Source organism: Streptomyces flaveolus (assembly GCF_000716535.1).
GTDB lineage: Bacteria > Actinomycetota > Actinomycetes > Streptomycetales > Streptomycetaceae > Streptomyces > Streptomyces flaveolus_A.
In genome coordinates, this window is sequence record NZ_JNWV01000011.1 from 38,391 (window position 1) to 57,238 (window position 18,848).

Annotated in this window: 20 protein-coding genes; 12 read left to right on the top strand and 8 right to left on the bottom strand. The window is 73.6% G+C overall.

Features of this window, described 5'->3' with window-relative positions:
- The first annotated feature begins 293 nt into the window (after positions 1-293).
- Positions 294-875: a DUF4232 domain-containing protein gene (locus tag OO52_RS13420; RefSeq protein ID WP_030644089.1), complete on the top strand. Its 582-nt coding sequence runs from the start codon at positions 294-296 to the stop codon at positions 873-875.
- Here OO52_RS13420 and OO52_RS13425 read toward each other — a convergent pair.
- Complete coding sequence (locus OO52_RS13425; RefSeq protein ID WP_030644091.1) at positions 838-1,764, bottom strand: alpha/beta fold hydrolase; 927 nt, start codon at positions 1,762-1,764, stop codon at positions 838-840. The two genes, OO52_RS13420 and OO52_RS13425, sit on opposite strands and share 38 nt — an antisense overlap.
- A 97-nt stretch (positions 1,765-1,861) precedes the next feature.
- Here OO52_RS13425 and OO52_RS13430 point away from each other — a divergent pair, with 97 nt between their 5' ends.
- Positions 1,862-2,260: a winged helix-turn-helix transcriptional regulator gene (locus OO52_RS13430; RefSeq protein ID WP_030644093.1), complete on the top strand. Its 399-nt coding sequence runs from the start codon at positions 1,862-1,864 to the stop codon at positions 2,258-2,260.
- Positions 2,261-2,425: 165 nt separating this feature from the next.
- Positions 2,426-4,171 (top strand): sigma-70 family RNA polymerase sigma factor, encoded by a 1,746-nt coding sequence (locus tag OO52_RS13435; protein ID WP_030644095.1) that lies wholly within the window; start codon positions 2,426-2,428, stop codon positions 4,169-4,171.
- A gap of 7 nt (positions 4,172-4,178) precedes the next feature.
- Here the strand turns inward: OO52_RS13435 and OO52_RS13440 are convergent, their stop codons facing one another.
- A complete protein-coding gene (locus OO52_RS13440) occupies positions 4,179-4,922 on the bottom strand; it encodes an AraC family transcriptional regulator (protein ID WP_030644097.1) in 744 nt (247 codons plus the stop codon).
- Between the two features lie 54 nt (positions 4,923-4,976).
- On the opposite strand from OO52_RS13440, the gene OO52_RS13445 reads away from it, so the two are divergent.
- Positions 4,977-6,155, top strand: a complete 1,179-nt coding sequence (locus OO52_RS13445) for an MFS transporter (RefSeq protein WP_030644099.1) — start codon at positions 4,977-4,979, stop codon at positions 6,153-6,155.
- On the opposite strand, the gene OO52_RS13450 is transcribed toward OO52_RS13445, so the two are convergent.
- Both OO52_RS13450 and OO52_RS13455 read right to left on the bottom strand, forming a co-directional pair.
- On the bottom strand, positions 6,122-6,985 hold the full coding sequence (locus OO52_RS13450; protein ID WP_030644101.1) for a CAP domain-containing protein: 864 nt from the start codon (positions 6,983-6,985) through the stop codon (positions 6,122-6,124). The genes OO52_RS13445 and OO52_RS13450 overlap by 34 nt on opposite strands.
- Before the next feature lie 1,022 nt (positions 6,986-8,007).
- A complete protein-coding gene (locus OO52_RS13455; protein WP_030644103.1) occupies positions 8,008-8,202 on the bottom strand; it encodes a DUF2795 domain-containing protein in 195 nt (64 codons plus the stop codon).
- 185 nt (positions 8,203-8,387) lie between these two features.
- Between OO52_RS13455 and OO52_RS51475 the strand changes: the two genes are divergently transcribed.
- From OO52_RS51475 to pqqB, 6 genes are all read left to right on the top strand, one after another.
- On the top strand, positions 8,388-8,543 hold the full coding sequence (locus OO52_RS51475; protein ID WP_167347913.1) for a hypothetical protein: 156 nt from the start codon (positions 8,388-8,390) through the stop codon (positions 8,541-8,543).
- A gap of 9 nt (positions 8,544-8,552) precedes the next feature.
- Positions 8,553-8,876 carry a DUF2795 domain-containing protein gene (locus tag OO52_RS13460; RefSeq protein WP_030644106.1) on the top strand — a complete coding sequence of 108 codons (324 nt, stop codon included), beginning with the start codon at positions 8,553-8,555 and terminating at the stop codon, positions 8,874-8,876.
- A gap of 89 nt (positions 8,877-8,965) precedes the next feature.
- Complete coding sequence (locus OO52_RS13465) at positions 8,966-10,519, top strand: purine-cytosine permease family protein (protein WP_030644108.1); 1,554 nt, start codon at positions 8,966-8,968, stop codon at positions 10,517-10,519.
- Complete coding sequence (locus OO52_RS13470) at positions 10,516-11,103, top strand: cysteine hydrolase family protein (protein WP_037629019.1); 588 nt, start codon at positions 10,516-10,518, stop codon at positions 11,101-11,103. The genes OO52_RS13465 and OO52_RS13470 overlap by 4 nt, the downstream gene beginning before the upstream one ends.
- A gap of 343 nt (positions 11,104-11,446) precedes the next feature.
- Complete coding sequence (locus OO52_RS13475; protein WP_030644112.1) at positions 11,447-11,845, top strand: SseB family protein; 399 nt, start codon at positions 11,447-11,449, stop codon at positions 11,843-11,845.
- A 181-nt stretch (positions 11,846-12,026) separates the two neighbouring features.
- Positions 12,027-12,920: a pyrroloquinoline quinone biosynthesis protein PqqB gene (gene pqqB, locus OO52_RS13480; RefSeq protein ID WP_234339806.1), complete on the top strand. Its 894-nt coding sequence runs from the start codon at positions 12,027-12,029 to the stop codon at positions 12,918-12,920.
- A gap of 217 nt (positions 12,921-13,137) precedes the next feature.
- Here the strand turns inward: pqqB and OO52_RS13485 are convergent, their stop codons facing one another.
- The 4 genes from OO52_RS13485 to OO52_RS13500 form a co-directional block, all read right to left on the bottom strand.
- Positions 13,138-13,536 (bottom strand): MarR family winged helix-turn-helix transcriptional regulator, encoded by a 399-nt coding sequence (locus tag OO52_RS13485; RefSeq protein ID WP_030644116.1) that lies wholly within the window; start codon positions 13,534-13,536, stop codon positions 13,138-13,140.
- Positions 13,537-13,610: 74 nt separating this feature from the next.
- A complete protein-coding gene (locus OO52_RS13490; protein WP_030644118.1) occupies positions 13,611-13,961 on the bottom strand; it encodes a VOC family protein in 351 nt (116 codons plus the stop codon).
- 106 nt (positions 13,962-14,067) lie between these two features.
- Positions 14,068-16,377, bottom strand: a complete 2,310-nt coding sequence (locus tag OO52_RS13495; protein WP_030644120.1) for an FtsX-like permease family protein — start codon at positions 16,375-16,377, stop codon at positions 14,068-14,070.
- Positions 16,374-17,081: an ABC transporter ATP-binding protein gene (locus OO52_RS13500; protein WP_030644122.1), complete on the bottom strand. Its 708-nt coding sequence runs from the start codon at positions 17,079-17,081 to the stop codon at positions 16,374-16,376. Before OO52_RS13500 ends, OO52_RS13495 begins: the two co-directional genes overlap by 4 nt.
- A gap of 140 nt (positions 17,082-17,221) precedes the next feature.
- On the opposite strand from OO52_RS13500, the gene OO52_RS13505 reads away from it, so the two are divergent.
- The gene (locus tag OO52_RS13505) at positions 17,222-18,067 is read left to right on the top strand and encodes a sensor histidine kinase (RefSeq protein WP_030644124.1); all 846 of its coding nucleotides are present in this window, start codon (positions 17,222-17,224) and stop codon (positions 18,065-18,067) included.
- Positions 18,064-18,786: a response regulator gene (locus OO52_RS13510; RefSeq protein ID WP_167347914.1), complete on the top strand. Its 723-nt coding sequence runs from the start codon at positions 18,064-18,066 to the stop codon at positions 18,784-18,786. Before OO52_RS13505 ends, OO52_RS13510 begins: the two co-directional genes overlap by 4 nt.
- The last annotated feature ends 62 nt before the right edge of the window (positions 18,787-18,848 follow it).

The window sequence follows — 18,848 nt, forward strand, 5'->3', positions numbered from 1 at the left end:
CCGGCCGCGCCACTGCCCGCGCACGTCCGGCGCCGATCCGCGGCGCCCGCCCTTCCGCCTGTCTCCTCCGCTTTCCGCGTACCTCCTCGGCTTTCCGTGTACCTCTTCCGCTTCCCCTGTACCTCCTCGACTTCCGTGCACCTCCTCCGCGCGTGTCACAGCGGACGCACCGGGGAACCCGGTGTCGCGGCGTCCCGTCGGTGCCGGCGGGCATCGGCGCCGAGTCCGTGCCGGAGAGCACCGGCGCCGCGGCGGACGCCCCGACCACGAACCGCGACCACCGGGGGAATCCCATGCGCAACCGACACAGCACCCGCGTCACCGCGGCGGCCCTGGCCGCGATCGCCGCCGCCCTGTCGCCGGCGGCAGCCCACACCGCGAGCGCCACCTCGGCTCAGGCGGCCCCGGCCACCACGGCCCCCGCTTCCGGAGCGCCGGCCTGCACGCCGCGGGCACTGGAGGCGACGGCGTACCAGGCCGCGCACCGCCCCCTGGGCACGGGCACCGGAGCGGCCATCGTCCAGTTCACCAACGTCTCCGCGCGGGCGTGCGTGCTGCGGGGCCACCCGACGGTGGCCGTGGCCGGCAACGGCTCCCCCGAGCGCTCCCTCCCGCTGAAAGTGACCCGCAAGGGGATCGCGGCCCCGGTGCGGCTCGCGCCGGGCGGCAAGGCCTGGGTGAAACTGACCTTCGTCCAGGTGCAGGGCGAGGCGGACGGATACTGCGTCTCCGGTGCCACGCCCTCCGTGTTCCCGACCCTGGTGGTCGGCCTGCCCGGCGCGGGAAAGCATCAAGTCGCCCTGGCGGATGGGGAGATCGCCGAGTGCGACAACAAGGTCACGGTGACGGCGGTGTCGGCGACGCGCCCTTCCTGAGCGCGCTCGCGTCCGCCGGCTGACCGTACCGCCGTCCTTCCGCGTCGAGGAACGGCTCCAGCAGATCCAGCAGCGGGTCCGGGCGGTCCAGCGGGATGATGTGGCCGCAGTCCGGAATCACGTGCCCCGTCAACTGGTCGGCGTGCGGCCGCAGTTGCTGTTCCAGTGCCCGGCCCACCGGGTGGGCGCCGATCGTCAGCGCGGGCACGGTGAGGCGGGCCCCGGCCACGGCCTGGCGGATCTGCCGCGCGCCGGTGGGCAGGGCCCGGTACGCGCCGAACGCGGCGCGCAGCGCCCCGGTCCCGGTGTACGCGCGGACGAACTCGGCGCGGACGTCCGCCCGTACGCCCCGGCCGAGCGTGCCGCGGTCCAGGAACCAGCCGATGTACGCCTCCTCGCGGCCCGCGAGCACGGTCTCCGCCAGGCCGGGCTCCGCGTGGAAGCCGAACCACCAGGGCGGCCCGCCCGCGAGGAACTCCTCGGCGCCCGGGAGGTCGCCCAGCATCGACTCCATCAGCACCAGCCGCCGCACCAGTCCGGGCCGCCGCATGGCCAGCAGGAAGGCGGGCGGGGTGCCCAGGTCGATGCCGACCACGGCGGCCGGACCGGCGTCGAGCGCCTCCAGCAGGCCCGCCGCGTCGGCGGCGAGCGTCCCGGCGTCGTATCCGCCCGTGGGCCGGTCGCTGTCGCCGAACCCCCGTAGGTCCGGCGCGATCACCCGGTACCGGCGGGCCAGCGGGCCGATGACCTCGGTCCACAGCCGCCAGGTGTGCGGAAAGCCGTGCAGCAGCAGGACGGCCGGCCCCTGACCGGCCGTGGCGACGTTGAGTCCGACGCCGTTGACGGTGACCCGGCGCAGCCGCACGCCGGGGACGGAGGAGACGGTCATGAACGATCCCTTGAGTAACCGATGGTGACAAGGAAACGGTAGGTAACTACTCTGGGCCTCACCAGACCGCACTTTCCCGTCAGATGGTGAGCTCCAGGTGACCTCCCAGGCCAAGGACGCGACCGCCCCGCGCGGCGACCTGTTCGACCCCGCGTGCCCGACCCGGCGGCTGCTCGACCGGATCGGCACCAAGTGGACGTCGATGGCGGTGAAGGTGCTGGCGGAGGCGGCACCGGGGGAGGTGCGCTTCGCCGAGCTGCTGCGCCGGATGCCCGGCGTCTCCCAGAAGATGCTGTCGGTGACCCTGCGGAACCTGGTGCGCGACGGCCTGGTGGCGCGCAGGGTGGAACCCACCGTGCCGCCCGCCGTGCACTACCGGCTCACCGAACTCGGCCTGTCCCTCGAGACCGTCCTCGCCGCCGTCCGGAACTGGGCCGAGGAGCACATGGCCGAGGTGGACCGGGCGAACGAACTGACTGCCGGTCAGGAGATGTGAAGCGGGCCGGGACCGCCGCGGTGTGATCTCCTCCCTTGCAGCCGCCGGGCCGCTCCTGTGAGTCTCCCGTCGAACGATTTTCCGAGGAACTGTTATCGGCACCGCACCGAGCGGTCTCCCAGGTAACGGACAGCATCGTTCGGCGTCGAGGACAGGGAAGCTCTGATGAGGACACAGCACACGGTGGATCCGGCGGCACTGGTGAACGCCGCCCGAGCGGGGGACCCGGCGGCTCAGGACGCCCTGGTCGGCGCCTACCTCCCGCTGGTGTACAACATCGTGGGGCGGGCCCTGAACGGTTCGGTCGACGTCGACGACGTGGTCCAGGAGACCATGCTCCGCGCCCTCGGCTCGCTCGGCGACCTGCGGACCCCGGAGAGCTTCCGCTCCTGGCTCGTGGCCATCGCGATGAACCGGGTCCGGGCGCACTGGCAGGAGAGTCGACACGCCCCGGACGCCGTGGAGGAGACCGGCGACGTCGCCGACCCCGGTGCCGACTTCGTCGACCTGACCATCGTCCGCCTCCAGCTCTCCGGCCAGCGCCAGGAGACCGCGCGCGCCACGCGCTGGCTGGAGCCGGACGACCGGGAGGTGCTCTCGCTGTGGTGGCTGGAGTGCGCCGGCGAGCTGACCCGGCCGGAGATCGCCGCCGCCCTCGGGGTGTCGCCGCAGCACACGGCGGTACGGGTGCAGCGGATGAAGGCGCGGCTGGAGGCGGCCCGGGTGGTGGTTCGGGCGCTGGACACGCGGCCCGCCTGCGAGGAGTTGCGCGTTGTGCTGGCCTCCTGGGACGGCCTGCCCTCCGCCCTGTGGCGCAAGCGAATAGCCCGGCACGCCCGCGAGTGCCCGCGCTGCGGCGGCCTGTGGAGCGGCCTGCTGCCGGCGGAGGGGCTGCTGGCCGGACTGGCGCTGGTGGCGGTCTCGTCGACGCTCCTCGCGACGACACGGTCGGCGACGGCCACCCTGACCGCGACCACCGCGTCCCTGGGCGTGGAAGCCGCCCCCGACCTGACCCATCCGGGCCCGGACACGAACGCGGGCGCCACCGGGGAGGGTTACGGCACCACCGGGTCCGGCCCCGGCACCGCCGGACCCGGGGTGGGCGGCCCCATGGACCCCGTCGGACTTCGGGCCTCTCGTCGTCGTACGAGCGGGCGCGGCGAGGCGCGACGACGGCGGCGGGTCCGGCGCCGGGCCGTCGGAGGTGCCGTGGTGGCCGCCTGTGTGGCCGGCGGCGGCCTCTGGTACTTCGGCACCGACTCGGGACCGGCGGACACCAGGGAGGCGACCGCCGCGCAGAGCGCCGGCGCCCCCGTCGTGGACCTCGCGGAACCCAGTCCCGTCGAGACCTCCTCCGCGTCGCCCTCGGCCTCCGCGTCGCCGTCCCCGTCCCCGTCCCGCGCGAAGAAGAAGCCGGGCGCCTCCCGGAGTCCCCGCCCCACGCCGAAGAGGACCGCTCCCCGGGCCGAGCCGGCCGCGCCCACGACTCCGCCCGCCTCCCGCACCCCGCAGGCCCAGCCGGCGCCCACCGGCACGGTGGCCCAGGTGGTGGCGCTGGTGAACAAGGAGCGCGCGGCCGCCGGGTGCGGCCCGGTCACCGAGGACCCGCAACTGGACAGGGCCGCCCAGGGCCACTCCGACGACATGGCCGCCCGCGGCTTCTTCGACCACACCAACCCGGACGGCGACGGCCCCGGCGAGCGCATCACCGCGGCGGGCTACCGCTGGTCCACGTACGGAGAGAACATCGCGAAGGGTCAGCAGACCCCGCAGGCGGTGATGGACTCCTGGATGAACAGCCCCGGCCACCGCGCCAACATCCTCAACTGCGCGTTCAAGAACATCGGCGTGGGCGTCCACGACGGCTCGGGCGGCCCCTGGTGGACCCAGGCCTTCGGCGCCAAGCTCTGAGGCGCGGTCAGCGGCGCGGAGCGCTGCCCGGCGTGTGCCCGAAGGCACGCCGGAAGACGTCGATGAACGCACTGGCCGAGGACCAGCCGCACCGGTGCGCCACGGCGGTCACCGGCGTGTCCTCGGCCAGCAGGACCAGCGCGTGGTGCAGCCGTAGTTGGGTGCGCCACTGCGGGAACGTCATCCCGAGGTCGCGGCGGAACAGCCGGGACAGCGTACGGTCGCTCGCCCCGACCTCCCGGCCCAGCTCGGCCAGGGTGCGGCCGTCGGCCGGATCGGCGCGCAGGATCTCGCACAGCGCGCGCAGCACGGGTGACGCGGGCGTCGGCAGGTGCAGCGGCTGCCGGGGCGAGGCGCGCAGTTGGTCCAGCAGCACCGCGCGCAGCCGCGCCCGTTCGGGACTGCCGTCCTCCGGGTCACGGGTGTGGGCGACGATCAGTTCGCGTAGCAGCGGGCCCACGGCGAGCACGGTCGGCGCGTCCAGGCCGAGCGGGTTCTCGGCCGCGGGCAGCCCCACCAGGTGCAGTTCCAACGTGCCGTGCGCCTGGTGGGCGTGGACGGTGCCGGCCGGCACCCACAGGGCGCGGGTGGCCGGCGCGATCCAGGAACCCGCGCCGGTGGTGACGGCCAGCACGCCCCGGCCCGCGTAGACGATCTGGTGGTCGTCGTGCCGGTGGGCGTCTATGGCCGCGCCGGGCGCCAGCCACTGGGTACGGGTGGGGGCCACCGGATCGTGGCGGATCTCCGTCATCACATGGCAGATTATCGAAAGCGGGACAGACCGGCGGCGCCGGAGCATGGCCGGGTGCGAAGGAAAGCATCGATCACCCTGCTGTCCGTCGGCCACGCCTGCGTCGACGTCTATCAGGGAGCCGTGGCCTGCCTGATCCCGTACCTCGTCGCCGAGCGCGCCTACGGCTACGCCGCCGCCTCGGGCGTCGTCCTGGCCGCGTCCCTGCTGTCCTCGGTGGCGCAGCCGTTCTTCGGCGCGCTCACCGACCGCCGGTCCGTCTCCTGGCTGCTGCCGGCCAGTACCCTCCTGGCCGGCCTGGGCATCGCGCTGAGCGGACGCGGCGGTTCGTACGCGCTGACGCTGCTGTGCGTGGGGGTGTCCGGTGCCGGTGTCGCCGCCTACCACCCCGAGTCCGCCCGCGTCGCCCGGCTGGCGGGCGGCGGCAGCCACAGCGCCATGGGCTGGTTCTCCCTGGGCGGCAACGTGGGCTTCGCCCTGGCCCCGCTGCTGGTCGCGGCCGTGGTGGGCACCGGCGGACTGGGCCGGACCCCGCTGCTGGCGCTGCCGGCGCTCGTCGGAGCGGCGCTGAGCCTGGCGGTGCTGCGCGCACCGGGGCGGGGGCATCTCGCCGGTACGACGGCGGCGGCCGGCCCCGACGACCGCGCGTCCTTCCTGAGGCTGTCGCTGGCCGTGGTCTGCCGCTCGGTCGTGTTCACCGGCCTGAGCAGCTTCCTGTCCCTGTACGCCGCGCAGCGCCTGGACGGTGGCACGGCAGCCGGTACGGCCGCCCTGTTCGTGCTCTACCTGGGCGGCGCGGCCGGTTCCGTGCTGGGCGGACGGCTGGCCGGGCGCTGGGACCGGGTGACGGTCTGCCGGTGGTCGTACCTGCTCGCGGTCGCGGCGGTCGCCGGCGTCGTGTTCGTCCCCGGTCCCGCCCTGTACCTGTGCGTGGCGCTGACCTCGGCCGGTCTGTACGTCCCGTTCTCCCTCCAGGTCACGCTCGGCCAGGACTACCTGCCCTCACGGGTCGGCACGGCGAGCGGCATCACCCTCGGTCTGACGGTCGGCATCGGCGGGCTGGTGAGCCCGCTGATCGGCCGCGTCGCCGACGCGACGTCCCTGCGGACCGCCCTGGCCCCGCTGGTCCTGATGCCGGCGTTGAGCTGGCTGCTGTTCCGCACGCTCCCCGAACCCGCGGGGCCCGGCCGGGCCGATGCTCAGCGGGCCGTTCCGAAGTCCTGGGTCCAGTAGCTGCCGGGCTGCGCGAGACCGACGCCGATCTCCTTGAACCCGCAGTTGAGGATGTTGGCCCGGTGGCCGGGGCTGGACATCCAGCCCGCCATGACCTGGTCCGCCGTGCTGTAGCCGTAGGCGACGTTCTCGCCGTAGCTGCTCCAGGTGTAGCCGGCCCGCGTGATGCGGTCGCCGGGGGAAGAGCCGTCGGAGCCGGTGTGCGACATGTTCTGGTGGGCCGCCATGTCGTCGCTGTGGGCCTGCGCGGCCTTGGTCAGCGTCGAGTTGAGGGTCAGGGGCTGGCAACCGGCCTTGGAGCGCTCGGCGTTCACGAGGCGCAGGATCTCGCCGGTGACCCCGGACGCCGTGGCGGTGGGCGCCGGGCTGCTCGGCGCGGCGGGCGCCGCGGACGTGGGAGCGGGGGCGGCGGAAGAGGGTGCCGTGGCGGCGGGAGCGGGGGCCGTGGCCTCGGGGGCGCCGGGCGCGGTGGTCCGCCAGACCTTGTGGGTCACGGCCTTCTTCTTGTGCGCGGGCCCGTGCTTCTTGGCCTGCCAGGGCGTGCTGGGCCGGGTCGTCGGACGCGTCGTGGCGCGGGGCGCGGGCGGCGCGCTGGTCTCCGGCGTGACGGTCAGCGGCGCGCCGGTGGTGGAGCCGTTGCTGTCGTGATCTTTGGGTGCGTACTGCCACTGCCCCACGGGTGCGCTCGTCGCGGTGGTCTGCGCCGGGTCGTCCGTGCCGTACGGCCACTCGGAACAGGCCAGGGCGACGGAAGGCACGCCCACGGCGCCGACGGCGGCGGCGGTGACGACTATTCGCCGGTAGTGCTTGGTCTTGCGGTGCTGGCCCATACGTCAACCTCACTCGGTGATCGCGGAGGGCTCATTCTCAAGACGGCTTCACGCCGAGTGCAAAGGGTGCTGCTACTACCTCGCCTCGTAGGCCCGCGCGGCCCTTGTCAGACGGGCCGGGAGATGCCGACTTCGCGACCGCGATGTTTGCGCAATGCTGGCGGGCCGTCAGAAGCGCGCTCTGGGCGGACGATGCGACGAGGTGCCGAGCGGCGCGCGTGGCACGGCTCGAACCGTCACGCGCGCCCATGGCAAGCCGGACAAATCCCATATGTCGGCGGAGCCGCACCTACTATGCGCCCCGCTTAGTCGCCGACACGGCTGTGACGGATGTCACCTCTTGCCAGGTCGCCGTGTCGTGAAGCCCGCGAAACAGCCGGGCGAGGGGAGCGCCGTGACGGAGATCGTCGACACCGAGCGCCACCGGCGCCGCCCGGCGGTCGTACTACGACGGAGGTCCTCGGTGGCATCCTGACCACCGCGGTGGACCCAGCCGGTCTGGCCGGTGCTGATGGTGGCCCCGCTCGTGTTCATCGCGGTCCGGGAGCCCGGAAAGTTCCCACTGACACACCGTCACCCCGAGGGTGGCGTCTTCGGCCTGCGCAACACGGTCCTCGGCTGCTAGTCCACCGTGGCCATCGCGTGGATCGGGGCGGTCGTCGCCGGCCTGGTCGTCACAAGCCGCTCGAACCGAGCCCGTCGTACATCGAGGTCAAGCGGGCGCACTTGTACCCCCTCGGCCCGGTCGGCTTCGGCTCGCGCCGACGACCTGTCCGAGCCGCTGCTCGCGGACGGTCCGCCCTCGGCACCGCCCTGACCCGCTCCGTCTGCGCGACCGGCTTCGAACGGCCGGACATGGCCGTCTGCCCCTTCCACCAGGGCGCCGCGGTACGGGCACCCAGGGCCCGGTGTTCCTGGCCTTGCCGACCGTGCGGCCCGGTGACGGTCCCGGCCCCCTCTGACCACCGCGCGACGGCCGGAGCAGAAGCGTCCGGCCGCCGCGCACCCGTGTCCGCTCGCCGTCACTCGTTGTGGAAGACGGCCTTGCTGACCTCGGCGGGGTTCTGGAACTTCTTCTTCCCGAGGTGAGAGATCCGCTCGGTGATCTCCTTGGGCGCGTGGTTGTTCTCGGCGACCTTCCGAAGCTGGTCGGAAGTGGCCGGGTAGTCCGCGCCCGACAGGGCTTTCTGCAGGTCAGGTGGGGTGATACCCGCCATGGCTCCTCCAGGCGGTGAGTTGGTTCAGGATCATCGGGCCGGCGCCGCATGCTGCGCCGGACTGGTCAGGTACCCATCCGACGGAAGCGGATTCAGAGATTCCGCGGGTGATGGGTCCCGCGTCGCACGGGTACCCGGGGCTCCGGAACAGCGCGTCACGCGTGTGAGAGGACCGAGAGCATCCGATGAGCGAGACCACCCCTTCCCAGGCAGAGGGCGAACCGGAACCGGGCGCTCCCGAGGCCGGGCAGCCGCCCCGCACGACTCCGTCCCAGGCGGAGGGAGCGGACCCCGCCGACGAGAGCGCGGACGAGACCACAGAGGAGAGCGACGACGCGTAGGGAGGTGTCATGGGAACGGCACACACCAGCGTCCCCGAGGTGCTGGACGCGCTGAAGGACGTGACCTACCCGGCCGACAAGGACCGGCTGGTCTCGGCCGCACGGGAGGCGGGAGCCTCCGAGGAGGTCGTGACGGCCCTGCGCGGCATGCCCGCCGAGGAGTACACCAACCGCGCGGACGTGGCGAGGTCGGTCCGGGTGGACCCGGGCTCGGACCTCGGCACCGACGGCACCCGGCGGGGGGAACAGGCGCGGCGCGGCGGCAAGCCGGGACTCTCCCAGCATCTGCGGGAGGAGCCGAAGACCCCGATCCAGGAGGAGTTCGACCGCTGACCGGTCGAACCGGGCTTGCCCCGGCGCCCCTGAGGGCAGACCTAGCGTGATCGAACACGTTCTGGACAGGTAGGGCAGGTGGCTCGGCGATGACGCATCCGCACGACCCTCTCGACAGCGGAGCCACCGGCCCTCTCGGCGACGGAGCCGCCCACCCTCTCGACGGCGCAGCCACCGGCCGTCCCCTTCAGCTGGAGACGCACGGGCTCGACGTGATCGCGGACTCGGAGCGCCGGGGCACCCCGCGCTCCCTGTTCTGGCCCTGGTTCGGGGCCAACGTGTCCGTGCTCGGACTCAGCTACGGCGCCTTCGCGTTCGGCTTCGGCATCTCCTTCTGGCAGGCCCTCGTCTCCGGCGTGCTCGGCATCGCCGTATCGTTCCTGCTCTGCGGCTTCGTCGCGGTCGCCGGCAAGCGCGGCTCCGCCCCCACCATGGTGCTCAGCCGGGCCGCCTACGGCGTGCGCGGCAACCGGCTGCCGTCCGTGATCTCCTGGATGCTCACCGTCGGCTGGGAGACCGTCCTCACCGCGCTCGCCACGATGGCCACCGCGACCGTCTTCGACAGCCTGGGCTGGGGCGGCGGCACCGAGACCAAGGCGGTCGCCCTCATGGTGGTGGCCGCGCTGACCGTCGTCGGCGGGGTCATGGGCTTCGACCTGATCATGCGGCTGCAGACCTGGATCACCGTGATCACCGGGGTGCTCACGATCGTCTACGTCGTCCTCGTCGCCGACCACATCCACTGGAACACGGTCGACGCCGTGCCGGCGGGCTCGGCGCAGGAGTTCATCGGCGCGCTGGTGTTCATGATGACCGGCTTCGGCCTCGGCTGGATCAACGCCGCCGCCGACTACTCCCGCTACCTGCCCCGCGACTCCTCCAGCCGGGGCGTGATCGGCTGGACCGCCTTCGGCGCCTCCCTGGCTCCGCTCGTCCTGCTGGTCTTCGGCCTGCTGCTGGCCGGTTCCTCCGCGGAGCTGAGCAAGGCCATCGCGGCCGACCCGATCGGCGCGCTGGCGACGCTCCTGCCGACCTGGTTCCTGGTGCCGTTCGCCCTGGTCGCCGTCCTCGGCCTGGTCGGCGGCGCCGTCCTCGACATCTACTCCTCCGGCCTGGCCCTGCTCTCGGCCGGCCTGCGGGTGCCCCGCTATGCGGCCGCGCTCTTCGACGGCGTACTCATGATCGCCGGCGCGATCTACATCGTGTTCTTCGCCGACACCTTCCTCGCCCAGTTCATGGGCTTCCTCACCACCCTCGGCGTGCCCATCGCCGCCTGGGCCGGCGTCATGCTCGCCGACCTGGCCCTGCGCCGCCGCGACTACGACGACGGCGACCTGTTCCGGCCGCACGGACGCTACGGCGACCTCCCCCTCCGCCCGCTGGTCCTCACCCTCGCCGCCACGGCCGTCGGCTGGGGCCTGGTCACCAACAGCGCCGCGGACTGGCTGACCTGGCAGGGCTATCTGCTGGAGCCGTTCGGTCTCGGCGGCAGGACCGGTGCCTGGGCCTACGCCAACCTGGGCGTCCTCGTCGCCCTGGCCCTCGCCTTCCTCGGCACGCTGCTGCTGGGCCGGGCCCGGGTCCGCTCCCAGGAGGCCAGGGAACCGAGCCCGGCGCTGGACGAGGGGGTGCTGAACCCATGAGCGCCGGACACTCCGACGCCCGAACCCCGAGCGGCGGCAAAGGACATCTCGCCGTCATCGACATGCAGCGCGTCTTCGCCGACCCGGCGAGCCCCTGGGCCACCCCCCGGTACGCCGACGCGGCAGCGGGCGTACGCGCCCTGCTGCCGGCCTTCGCGGGCCGCGTCACCTTCACCCGCTTCCTGGCCCCGGAGCGGCCGGCCGGCGCCTGGCGCGCCTACTACGACCAGTGGCCCTTCGCCCGCCGGCCCCCGGACGCCGAGCTCTGGGCGCTGACCGACGAGTTCGCCGGCCTCGCGGAGCACGTCATGGATGCCCCCACCTTCGGCAAATGGACCCCCGAACTCGCCGCCCGCACCGGCCCGGACGGCCGCCTGGTGCTGGCCGGCGTCAGCACCGACTGCTGCGTGCTCTCCACCGCCCTCGCCGCCGCGGACGCCGGCGCGGAGGTGCTGGTCGTGGCGGACGCCTGCGCCGGCGTGGACGACGACTCCCACGTCAAGGCCCTGCAGATCATGGAGCTGTACCGGCCGCTGGTCCGGGTCACCACCATCGACGACCTGCTCGCGGAGGCCGCGCCCTGACCGGCGTCCCGCCCGGGCACCGGCGGCTCCGCGGCGGGTGAGCGGCTGCCCAGGCGAGCCCCCGGGCTCGGTGTCCTTCGCGTCCTCCAGCTGCGCCGGGTCACGCCCGGTACGTCGTCCAGCGTGCCGATCGGTGCGCACGCGCGTGAGGGGCGATCGGCGGCACTGGTCGTGCCGCGCTCACCTGGTCGTTCCCCGGCCTCCGCCAGGTCCACCGCCTCGTCACCGGACCTCCCGCCGATCCCCACGCATGCCGGGGACCCCACCGGGTACGCGAGGCGGGAGCCCGTCCGGGCACCAGCCCGCCCGGACGGCCCGTACGACCGCTACCTGGGGATCAGCCATGGAGACACCCGCACACGACGCCCAGCCGACGCCGGCCCAGCAGGCACTGGACGCGCTGGCCGAGAACGCAGAGGACCAGGCCGCCCTGGACACACTCGCCCACAGTGACGTCCTGGTCCCCGTACCGGACGACGCGGTGGACGGCGAGGGCGCCGACGCCTCGACGGTGGCCCTGCCCGTCCTGGAACAGCCCGGGGGCGACCCGGTCGTCCCGGTGTTCACCACGGAGGGCGAGATGGCCGAGCTGCTGCCGTTCGTCTCGCGCTACCGCCTGATCCCGCTCGGCGCGCTCGCCGCCCAGTGGCCCGAGGGGGACCTCTCCCTGGCCATCGACGGCAGCTCCGCGCACGGCCTGACCCTCACCTCACAGGGAGTGCGCACGCTGCTGGTCCGGTGATCCGACGCCCCTGAGGGGCGCGAAAGCCCGGCGCGCGACCACATACCGCGCGCACCCGCGCGCGGTGGCCCAGGCGTCCCGGTCCAGGACGGCCGGAAGTGCTCCCCGTCGCCGGTAGTCACCGGCCCTTCCGGCGGGAAGATCCCACCGGGAGACGAGTCGGGCGAGCGCGAAGGAGCCGATGGTCGTGAAGGTCGTCCTGCTGGGCACCGCCGCCGGGGGCGGCTTCCCGCAGTGGAACTGCGCCTGCGCGCTGTGCGCCGCCGCCCGGGACGGCAAGCTGCCCTCCCGCACGCAGGAGTGCGCCGCCGTCACCGGCAACGGCCGCGACTGGTGGCTGCTGAACGCGTCCCCCGACCTGCGGACGCAGCTCTCGGCGACCCGTCCCCTGTGGCCCGGCCCCGGGCCCCGGGACACCCCGCTGCGCGGTGTGCTGCTCACCGACGCCGAGGTCGACCATGTGACCGGCCTGGCCGAGCTGCGCGGGGCGGCGGACCTGAAGGTCTACGCCGCGTCCCCGGTGAGCGCCGTCCTCGGCCCCGCCCGCGCCGCACTGGACCGCTACGCCCCCTGGGAGTGGGCCGACAGCCTGGCCGACGGCGGGTTCGTGCTGGCCGGCGGGCTCGTGGTGACCGCCCATCCGGTGGGCGTGAAGGTCCCGAAGTACGTACCGGCCCAGGCGGCGTCCCCGGGACCCTGGGTGACGGCGTACCGCATCGAGGACCTGGCCACCGGGGGAGTGCTGGTGTACGCGCCCTGCGTCGGCGCCTGGAGCCCCGTCCTGGACGGGCTGTGCGCCGGAGCCGACTGCGTACTGCTGGACGGCACCTTCTTCGCCGCCGACGAGATGGGCACGGCGGTGCGCTCCGGCTCCGGGCAGGCAGCCATGGGCCACCTGCCGGTCACGGGCCCGCAGGGTTCCCTGGCCGCCCTGGCCCGGTGTCCCGCCGCGCGCCGGATCTACACCCACCTCAACAACACCAACCCGCTTCTCGACCCCGCGTCGCCGGCACGCGCGCGCGTGGCCGAGTACGGCGCCGAGGTCCTGCCGGACGGGGCGGAGCTGGTGCTCTAGACGGCCGGTTCTCCGGGGCGGGGTCCGGCGCCTAGGCCCTGTCGTTTGGATCAGGCCGGCTACGAGGAGCGGTGCCATCGAGCCGAGCCGAGCGGGGTCTGGTGCGTGCAGCTGCAAGGCGGAGGAGGGCGACAACGCGGAGCGTTGGCAACCGACGACAACGCGGCAGATGTGCGTGCCAGACCCCGCGACGCCGGGATGATCCAAACGACAGGGCCTAGCCCTCCTGGCCGGCCAGCATCCGCCGCAGGACCGCCCGCTGCACCGGCAGCACCTCGGCGTGCAGGGCCCGGCCCTTGGCGGTGAGGGCGACCCACACCCCGCGCCGGTCCTCGGCGCACACCGAGCGCTCCACCAGACCGTCCTTCTCCAGCCGGCCGATGAGCCGGGACAGCGCGCTCTGGCTGAGATGCACCCGGCCGACCAGGTTCTGCACCCGGCACTGGTCACCCTGCCGGGGCGACTGCGTCGCCAGGATGTCCAGCACCTCGAAGTCGCTGGCGCCCAGTCCGTGCGGGTGCAGGGCGCGGTCGATCTCGCACATCGTGTGCGCGTGCACCGAGAGGATGTCCCGCCAGCGTTCTTCGAGCCGGGTCTCGGCCGTCGTGCCTGCCATACCCGCACGGTAGCACCGATCCGGCCAATCGTTGAGTGTGCAACTAGTGCTCGGCGCAGAGGGTGTGAGCGACGTCAGGCCGCCGGGTCCTGCAGCAGCCCCACGAGGTTGCCGTCGGGGTCCTTCACGAAGGCGATCAGCCGGCCGCCGCCGACGTCCTGCGCGTCCTGGAGCAGCTCGGCGCCCGCCGCCACCAACGCCGCGAGGCGCTCCCGCAGGTCCGTCACGTGCCAGTACGGCACCGGCCCGGTCATGCCCTTGGCGTGCCCGTTCGGGTCGAGGCCGACGTCCTGGCCGGCGGCCTTGAAACCGACGTAGTACGGCTCGTCCGCGTACGGCTCGACACCCAGCAGCGCGCCGAACAGGGCCTTGGCGCGGTCCAGGTCCTTCACCGGGTAGATGATCGTCTGCAGGCCGGCGGTCATGGTGCTCACTCCTTCGAGATGCGGGACCCGACGGTTCCTCGTCGGTGCTCTCACGCTAGGACCGCGGAGCCCGCCGCGGCTTCTCCGATCCTGACCGGTTGCCGCGTCACTCGTTGTGCAGCACCTCCGCGACGGTGAGACGGGCCGCCCGGCAGGCGGGGACCAGCGCGCCCAGGACAGCGATCACGACACCGGCGAGCGAGAGGACGGCCAGCAGGGGCGCGTGCCACACGTCCGTCATGTACCGGGGCAGGGTGATGTCGACCCCGGCCGCCATGCGCGGCAGCACCACGCGGCGAGCGGCGATGCCCAGCGGAACGCCCAGCAGCGACCCCAGGGCGCCGAGCACGGCCATCGACGTCACCGTCATCACCGTGACCTGGCGCGGGGTCATGCCGATCGACTTCAGCATGCCGAGGTCGCGGCGCCGGTCGTGCGTGTTGAGGACGGCGGTGTTGAACACGCCCAGCGAGGCGACCAGGGCCAGCAGGAGGGTGAGGGCGATCGCCGAGCCGACGATGGTGCCGGTGACGCTGTTCGAACCGCTCAGCTGGACCGACAACCCCGGGTCGGCGGCCTCGACCGCGCGGGCGTACGCCTTCTGGTCCGTGCCCTCGCTCAGCCGGACGTGGTAGGCGATGGGCTCCACCCGCGGCATCAGGGCGGTGGCCGTCGACCAGTCGCCGATGACCAGCCGGTCGTCGGTGTCCAGCGTCTCACCGACGACGGTCACCTGTTCCTCGCGGCCGTCCATGCTCAGCCGCACCCGGTCCCCGAGGTGCACGCCGTTGCGGCGCAGGAACGGCGTTCCGGCCACGACCTCGCCGGTCCGGCGCATCCAGCGGCCCTTCGTGAGCACACTGTCCAGGGACGGTCCCCCGCGCCGGCCCTCGAACATGACCACCTGGGTGCTGCCGACGAGGACCGCCTCGTCGTCCGACCGCGCCGTCACATGACGCGCGCCCGGCAACGAGCGGAGCAGCCTGTCGAGTTGCCGGTCGCTGTGCACCGGCCGCACCTCCTTGCCGTGCCGGGAGGCGCCGACGTACACGGTGACGTCGTAGGTGTGGGCACCACCGTCGCCGTAGCTGTTCAGCGTCGTCGCCAGGCCGGTCGCGAAGGTCACCGTCGTCACGCCCAGGACCACGGCGGCCAGTGTGAGCGCGCTGCGCGCGGGGCGGGCGAAGGGCAGCCCCAGGCCGAGGCTCACCGAGCGCGGCAACCGGACACGCGCCAGCCGCCGCTGGATGCCGAGGGCCCGGCCGGCCCGGGGAGCACTGCCCGCGCTGATGGCCCGCGCCGCCGACAGCCGCCGCGCCCGCAGCGAGGGGCCGAGCGCGGCCAGCACGCACACCAGCGGCATGCCGAGCAGGGCGAGCAGGTTCACCCAGGGCGCGATGCCCAGGCCGCTGTGCAGCACCCCGGCGGCCGGCCCGGTGAAAACGAAGTCCAGGAAAGGCTCCGCCAGCAGGTTCCCCACGAGCGTGCCGAGCCCGCAGCCCAGGACCGCCGGAACGGAGATCATCATCAGGTAGACGCTCAGCACCTGCCCCGGGGTGAAGCCCAGCGCCTTCAGGATGCCGATGTGCCGGAACCCGGAGACCACGGCCCCGCCGACCACGTTGGCGACGATCAGCACCGCCACCAGGATTCCGAGGACACCGAAGGCCATCAGATACGGCGCGTACGCGCGCGCGTTGCTGCCGATCCGGTGCTTGAGCGCCAGGTACGTCTGTGAGCCGGCGAGCACGCCCGGCGGCAGCCCCTCGGTCACCTCGGACAGGCGGGCGCGCAGCCCGTCCTCCGTCGACGCGTCCCGGAACCGGAACAGCATCTGCCGGCCGGTCGGGTGCAGGGCCCCGATCTGGTCCGGGGTGACCCAGGCGTCCGCCGTGTGACTGAGGTCGAAGGCGAACCCGACGATGGTGAGCTTCGGACCGGACGGCACCTGGAAGCTCCTGCCGAGGTCGTCGGCGGTCCAGTCGCTCTGCCGGTTCAGGACCATCTCGCCCGGCCGGGTGGGCCAGCGGCCCGCCCACAGGTCCACCCGGTCCACCGGACCACCGGGACCGGAGCGGCCCACCACCGTGATCTGTCCGCCGAGACCGAAGTCCGCCGCACCCCGTGGAACGTCGACCGTCGCCTGCCGGAACGGCCCCGCCACCGCCTCCACGCCCGGCCGCCGCGCGGCGCGGGCCAGCCGGGCGTCCGACACCCCGCCGCTGTCGAAGGACGCCACCACATGCGGCCCGTGCAGCTTCCCGAAGGCGCGGTCGAACGGCGCCGACGCCGCGTCGACCAGCCCCAGCGCCACCACGAGCGACCCCGTGGACACCAGCGTGACCAGCCAGATCACCAGCGTCTGCAGCCGCCGCCGGCGCACGGCCGCCCGCGCGGCCAGCCATACCGCCCTCATACCGACGGCTCCAGACTCTGCTCGCCGGTCACCCGTCCGTCGGCCAGCCGCACCAGACGGCTCGCGCAGCGCTGGGCGAGATGCTCGTCGTGCGTGACGATGACCAGGGTCTGACCGATCTGGTTCAGATCGATCAGCAGGTCCATCACCTGGTCCCCGGCCCGGCTGTCCAGCGCGCCGGTCGGCTCGTCCGCGAGCAGCAGCCCCGGCCGGTTCATCAACGCCCGGGCCACCGCGACCCGTTGTCGCTCGCCGCCGCTGAGCACCGCCGGATAGGCGTGGCGGCGGCCGGCGATGCCCAGCTCCTCGAACAGCTCCAGCGCGCGCCGCCGGGCCTGCCGGGCGGGAGTCCCGGTCAACTGGGCCGCCAGCGCCACGTTGTCCAGGGCCGAGAGGTCGTCGACGAGGTTGAAGAACTGGAAGATCATGCCGATCCGGCGTCGCCGGTACAGCGCGAGCCCCTTCTCGCTCAACTCCCCGACGTTCTCGCCGTGGACGACGACCCGGCCGGCCGACGGACGGTCCAGGCCGGCGATCATGTTGAGCAGTGTCGACTTGCCGCACCCCGAGGGACCCATCACCGCCACCGCCTCCCCGGCCCGGATCTCCAGCGACACCCCGTCGAGGGCCACCGTCTCGCCGTACTCCTTGCGCACCCCGTCGAGCCGTACGACGGCGTCTGCCGATCTCACCTCAGTGACCATGGACAGGACGCTAGACGCGGGCCCGCGGCCCCGGCATCCCTCCCGGGACGGCATTCCCGCGCGGGACTCATCCTCCGGATGCACAGGACTGAACCCCCAGGTCGATGCGGATGTCAGTGCCGTCTGCGAGAGTGGGGGCCATGGGGGAGTACGACGTGCTGACGGCGGCGCTCGCGGTGGCGTGCGCGGCCGTTCTGGGGCTGACCGTGGCGTTGCTGCGGACCCGGCGCCGCTGGCAGGCGGCGGTCGGCGAGCGGGGCTGGCTGCTGGAGCGGGAGCGGGAGAGCGCCGCCGAGGCCGCCGTCGCGGCCGAACGCGACCGGATCGCCCGCGAGTTGCACGACATCGTCAGCCACAACGTCAGCCTGATGGTCGTCCAGGCGAGCGCCGCCCGCGAAGTGCTCGGCACGATGCCCGACGAGGCGGCGACCGCGCTCCGGGCCGTGGAGGACGCGGGCCGCGGCGCGATGACCGACCTCAGACATCTGCTGGGCCTGCTGGCGCCCGCGCAGGACGGCACGGACCCCGGTCCCGGAGCGGACGCGGACCCGGGGCGAACACCGCTCACCCCGCAGCCCGGCCTCGACCGGCTCGGCCCGCTGGTGGACCGGATATCGTTCGCCGGGCTGCCCGTCGAGGTCCGCGTCTCCGGCGAGCCGCGCCCACTGCCCCAGGGCATCGACGTGACCGCCTACCGCATCATCCAGGAGGCTTTGACCAACGCGCTCCGGCACGGCGACGGCGGCAAGGCCGAGGTGACCGTGCGCTACGCCGACCACGCCCTGCGGGTCGAGGTCCTCAACACCGGCCCCAGTGTCCTGACCGGCACCGCGCCGGCCGGGCGGGCGCCGCGCGCCGAGGGCGCCGGGCGCGGCCTGCTCGGCCTGCGTGAGCGGGTCGCCGTCCACGGCGGTGACCTGGACGCCCGGCGAAGACTCGGCGGCGGCTTCCGGGTCCGGGCCCGCATCCCCCTGGACCGTCCGTGACCCCGGACGTGCCCGAGCGGGCGCCGCGCGTCCTGATCGCCGACGACCAGACGCTGATCAGGACCGGCTTCCGGCTGATCCTCACCGCCCGGGGCATCGAGGTGGCCGGCGAGGCCGCGGACGGGGCCGAGGCCGTCGCCGCCGTCCGCGAACTCAGGCCGGACGTCGTCCTCATGGACATCCGCATGCCGGTCATGGACGGTCTGGAGGCCACCCGGCACATCCTGGCCGAGGCCCCCGGCTGCCGGGTGCTCATGCTGACCACCTTCGACCTGGACCGGTACGTGTACACGGCCTTGTCGATCGGGGCCAGCGGTTTCCTGCTCAAGGACGTCACCCCCGAGCACCTGGCGGCGGCCGTACGGCTCGTCGGCAGCGGCGACGCCCTGCTCGCGCCGCAGATCACCCGGCGCCTGGTGGAGCGGTACGCGGCCGAGGCCGAGCGGACCAACCCGGCGGTACCGGCCGGCCTGACCGCGCTCACACCGCGCGAGCGGGAAGTGCTGACGCTGATGGGCCGCGGCCTGTCCAACGGCGAACTGGCCATCGAACTGACGCTGAGCGAGGCCACGGTCAAGTCCCACGTGGCCCGCGTCTTCGCCAAGCTCGGCCTGCGCGACCGCGCCCAGGCGGTGGTCCTCGCCTACGAGACGGGACTGGTGAGACCGGGTGAGCAACCGCGCCGCGACGCCGTGCGGGAACCGCGGAGCCGTACCTGAGTAGCCGTACTCATGCGGGGCCTCGCACCCGCCCGGGACCGCCTCCAGGAAGCCACTCTTCC